Source organism: Roseiarcus sp., assembly GCF_052145395.1.
Taxonomy (GTDB): domain Bacteria; phylum Pseudomonadota; class Alphaproteobacteria; order Rhizobiales; family Beijerinckiaceae; genus Roseiarcus.
On the sequence record NZ_JBKQOT010000464.1, the window covers coordinates 1 to 4,363 of the forward strand.

The following is a 4,363-nucleotide window of genomic DNA, read 5'->3' on the forward strand; positions in this document are numbered from 1 at the left end:
AAGCTCGCATCTCACGCTTCCGATTCTTGCCGTCGAAGCGGGCGCGCTCCTTTCAGCCGGCTGCTCGTTCGCGCAACCGCCAGCCGGCTTCCGAAGTAATTCATGGTGGTTGTGACCGCCATGACAAGGAATATACCGAGCCGATTGTGAATCGTGAGGGATTCGAGCAGTTTGATCAACAATAGACCGACCACGAAAATTGCCGCATAAGTTAGCGCGATCGCTCCTCCTCGCGCCCAGCCGCCCGTTACACGAAACACAAATTTCGGATACACGACCGCGACGATGAGGAGACCAACAAGCCAAGCCAGCGAGTAAGCCATAGCCGGCTTCAATATCGTGACCAGCAGCTGGTAGACCGCCATCGTCGACAGCGTATTCGCCGACCCGACAAAGAGATAACGCCCTATTTCCGCAATTCGACCCCGCATGTCTCAATCGCCTCCCGCTCGCGAAACGATCGAACAAAATTCTGAATAGTCAGAAATATATTTAGATTTGTCATAGGGCTCGGATGCAAGCACCAGAAGAACGGCGTCGACGCTGTGCCCGAACTGCATGCTCCAGATAAGCGGCGGCAGATAAACGCCAATGCCTGGGTGGGACAGTCTGACCGAATAGGCGCGTCGGCCATCGTCCATGGCGACAACAACCTGTCCGGAGACCGCCACTATGAACTGCTGGCTCACGTGATGCGCATGGCTGCCCCGCGCTTCGCCGACCGGAACCTTGTCGACGAGGAAAAAACGTCTGGGCGTGAATGGAATCACGCCCTCGTCCGCCACGTATAGCCGGCCGCGAGCCTCGGCGTGCGTATCGAGGCGGATCAGCGATGGGCCGTAATCCTGGGGCAACGAATTTGCGGACGCATCATCCAATTCCACAGCCCCGGCATAACCCGTCACCCGCCCGGGATTGCCAACCACGGCCGCCCGCGCCGGGACATCGCGTGTGACCACCGCCCCTGCTCCGATCATCGCATCGACGCCAATCCGGACCCCGGGAAGGATGGTCGCGTTGGCGCCGATTGAAGCGCCGTCTCCTACGATCGTGCGGGCGTAGGCGGGGGGGCGCTGCTTGGATCGCGGGTGTTTGTCATTCGTAAACGTCGCGTTAGGGCCTACGAACACGCGATTGCCGAGTCTGACGCCACTCCACAGCTGAACACCGCATTTTACGGTGACGTCGTCCCCGATCGATACGTCGTCCTCGACGAAGACGCCGTCGCAGATGTTGCAGTTCCGCCCGATTCGAGCCCCCGACAAGACATGCGCGAAAGCCCAGATCCGGGTGCCCTCTCCAACCTCTGCAGTCTCGCAAATGCCCTGCGGATGGACGAAAAAGCCGCTCATGCGGACTCCTCGATTCCTGCATCTGCCGAAGTCGCAAGCGACGGACTACTGCGATGCGACAACACGACCGAGATAGGCCTTTTTTTCGTGTTTTCTGCGATGCGCCAAAGGTAACATCCGAGAATCCCTTGGCTGAGCAGGAGAAGAGACCCGAAGAACATGATCGCAAGCATGATTGCGACGTAACCGCGGACGGCGATAAGACCAAACGCCTTCAAAAGCACCAATGCCAAACTCCAACCAAAGGAAACCCCAACGCCGAGCGCTCCAAGCCACAGCAAAACGCTTATCGGAAGATCGGAGAAAGCGAAAATGCTGTCCAGCATATAGCGAAGCCGCCGCCGAAACGTCCACGCACTCTTGCCGATTACGCGGGCGCGACGATCGTACGAAATTTCAACCCGGCGAAAACCCAGCCAAAACAGCTGCCCGATGAAAAAACTATTTCTCTCCTCGAGACTGAGCAGCGCGTCTCGAAAAGCCCGATTGCACGCAAACACGTCTACGCCGCCGGCCGGGATTTCTCGCATAACTAGATTGTGGTAGAGCGTCCAGTAAATTTTCGAAGTCATTTGGGTCAGCGGCGAGTCCTTGCGAGAAGTGCGCACTCCTACCGCCAGATCATATCCTTTCCCACTGATCTGCCGAAATAATTCTTGAACGAGTTCCGGCGGCTCCTGGAGATCCGCGGCCATCACTGCCGTGAATTCGCCGCGAGCGATCGCCAAACCCTGCCGGATTGCAGCGAATGAGCCGAAATTGCGCGACAGTTCTATCAGCTGCCAGGCGAACGGCATGGCAGGAAGCTGCTCCGACAACAAGCTCATTGATCGATCCGGCGACCCGTCTACGATGAAGACGGCCTCGAATGCTTCGATTTTTCGCGCCAGATCGGCGAGCGCCCTTAAGAGGTCAGGAATATTTTCCTCATTGCAATAAACTGGTATGACGAGGCTATGCCGAACAACAAAAGGAAGAATGCCGTTCTTGACCTCGGCGCCGTCTTTTCCGTCACCTGATCGCGCGAAGAACATCGACAACCTGCTCCAATTCGTCAACGCTAAGTTCCGCAAAACACGGTATAGAAAGAACTCGCTGAGTCAATTCTCGGCTGCGTGCGAGATCTCCCACGACCCGGCCGCGTCCACGCCATCCTGTTTGGTCACAATCGAGCACCGGATAGTGGATGTCGTGTCCGATTCCTCGTCGCCTCAACATGTCGCGAGCCCGACTGCGCGCAGCCGCATCGGGCGCGATAAGGACAGCAAGATGGCCCACGAACGAAGCATCGTCGGCGTGGACCAATTTCCAGCCAGCGCCGAGATTATCAGCGTAGAGTCCACAGATCCTGCGTCGGATGGCGTTTGCCTCATCGAGATTGGGAAGCTGATGCAGCAGAACAATCGTTTGGAAAGGGTCGATCCGACTATTTCGTCCGCCCGGAACCACGACGTCATATTTGTTGGACCAACCATATTGCCGCAGCTGTCGAATTCGAGCGGCAAGCTCCGCGTCGTTGCAGACGACCGCCCCAGCATCTCCAACCGCCCCTAAATTTTTCGTTGGATAGAAGCTGAATGCCGCGGCGGCGCCCAACCCGCCGGCCCGGTCGCCGTTCAGCCGGGCGCCATGCGCCTGCGCACAATCCTCCACCAACGCGACATCTTGCCGACCAAGAATCGACATGCGTGTTCTAATTTCTGCAACGTCGCACATCAAGCCGTAAAGGTGAGTGGCAAGTATAGCCTTAGTTTTTGGCCCGATAGCCTCGTCAATCGTCGCCGGATCGATTTGGCAAGTATTCAAGTTTACGTCCACATACACTGGAACTGCGCCGATGGCGAGGCATGCGCTGGTTGCGTAACCTCCGGCATTGGCTACCACGATGACCTCGTCCCCACCACCAACGCCGACGGCCCTGAGCATGATTTCCAGTGCGTCCGTCCCGTTCCCCAATCCGACGCAGTGGGCGGCGCCGCAATAGGCGGCGAAGGCTTGCTCAAAGGAAGCAACCGCTGGCCCGCCAATGAAGACGCCCCGGACCAGCAACCGCTCCCAAGCGTCGAGCAGAACCTGCCGAGAAGCCGCAAAGCGGCGTCGGGTGTCATTGAAAGGCACTACAAGCGCGCTTTGGTCCACGTCAACTTTCCTGCACCAGCAATGTTTGAATCGGCCCCCCCCAACCAAGCTGGGCGGCAATTCTCTAGCTTAACCCTCTTCTTCCCCCTGTCTGGCGACGCCCGTGAACACGGACCAGCGTTGACGCCGCTGTTCCGGCCGGCCGGACGACCGGCCCGAGGAACATGGCGGCAAGAACGCCCCTTAGATTCCCGCACCGATGGCGTCAAGCCGACCGTGACCGATCCGGCAGGCAATCGTCACCGGGCTGTTGAGCGCTGAAGAAAGCAAGCTTTTCCGAAGACGAGAGTTCAAGGTCGCGGGCTCGGCAGGCGCGCTCCGTTTTGGCCAGGGCAGAGTCCAGCGTGCCGATGTCCGGGATTCGCCGGTCGAGGCATTGCCGTGAAAGGACGCTGAGTTCGGATTCGGCCATGTCGAGCCAGCTTCCGTGTAGTCCCACTCGAACCGTCCGACCAGCCGCCTCGCCTCAGCGGCGGGAAAGGCGGCGTAGAGCGATGATGGGCGATGGGTGTTGAGATTGTCCTGCACAAGGACGATCTTCTTCGCCGGGGCGAAATGCTCGTCGGAGATTTTCTTCAGCATGAGGGCGTAAGTCGACGGCGGTGCGCCGTTCGGTGACCTCGACATGGCGCCGGCCTTCAAGCGGGGTGAAGACCATGAACAGGTTGGCCGTTCCGTTGCGCTCGTATTCGTAGTCGGAGCGGGCCGGACGGCCCGGCGCGACGGGCACGGGGGCGCGCGTCTCGACGATCCCTTGCTTCGAGGTCTCGTCGAGGCAGACAATGGGCCGTTCCGGGTCGTGTGGACGGGAGTAGACCTCCAGCACATCCTCCATCGCGGCGACGAACTCGGCGTTGGCCTCCGGTGGGATC

At 59.1% G+C, this 4,363-nt stretch carries 4 protein-coding genes and 2 pseudogenes; all 6 read right to left on the reverse strand.

Annotation, left to right across the window (positions count from 1 at the left end; genetic code table 11):
• Window positions 1–11 precede the first annotated feature (11 nt).
• Complete coding sequence (locus ACLP25_RS15795) at window positions 12–431, reverse strand: GtrA family protein (protein WP_442470135.1); 420 nt, start codon at window positions 429–431, stop codon at window positions 12–14.
• Window positions 432–434: 3 nt separating this feature from the next.
• Entirely contained in the window at window positions 435–1,352 is a 918-nt protein-coding gene (locus ACLP25_RS15800; RefSeq protein WP_442470136.1) for a WxcM-like domain-containing protein, read from the reverse strand.
• Window positions 1,349–2,386, reverse strand: coding sequence for a glycosyltransferase family 2 protein (locus ACLP25_RS15805; protein WP_442470138.1), 1,038 nt, complete (start codon window positions 2,384–2,386; stop codon window positions 1,349–1,351). Before ACLP25_RS15805 ends, ACLP25_RS15800 begins: the two co-directional genes overlap by 4 nt.
• A complete protein-coding gene (locus ACLP25_RS15810; RefSeq protein WP_442470137.1) occupies window positions 2,364–3,491 on the reverse strand; it encodes a DegT/DnrJ/EryC1/StrS family aminotransferase in 1,128 nt (375 codons plus the stop codon). The genes ACLP25_RS15805 and ACLP25_RS15810 overlap by 23 nt, the downstream gene beginning before the upstream one ends.
• 349 nt (window positions 3,492–3,840) lie before the next feature.
• Window positions 3,841–4,019 (reverse strand): annotated as a pseudogene (locus ACLP25_RS15815) (IS630 family transposase); the annotation flags it as partial.
• A pseudogene (locus ACLP25_RS15820) lies at window positions 3,958–4,363 on the reverse strand (hypothetical protein); the annotation flags it as partial. The pseudogenes ACLP25_RS15820 and ACLP25_RS15815, both read right to left, overlap by 62 nt.

Coding starts and splice junctions, on each gene's coding strand:
- ACLP25_RS15795 (WP_442470135.1), bottom strand. CDS start 431: ATGCGGGGTCGAATTGCGGAAATAGGGCGTTATCTCTTTGTCGGGTCG.
- ACLP25_RS15800 (WP_442470136.1), bottom strand. CDS start 1,352: ATGAGCGGCTTTTTCGTCCATCCGCAGGGCATTTGCGAGACTGCAGAG.
- ACLP25_RS15805 (WP_442470138.1), bottom strand. CDS start 2,386: ATGTTCTTCGCGCGATCAGGTGACGGAAAAGACGGCGCCGAGGTCAAG.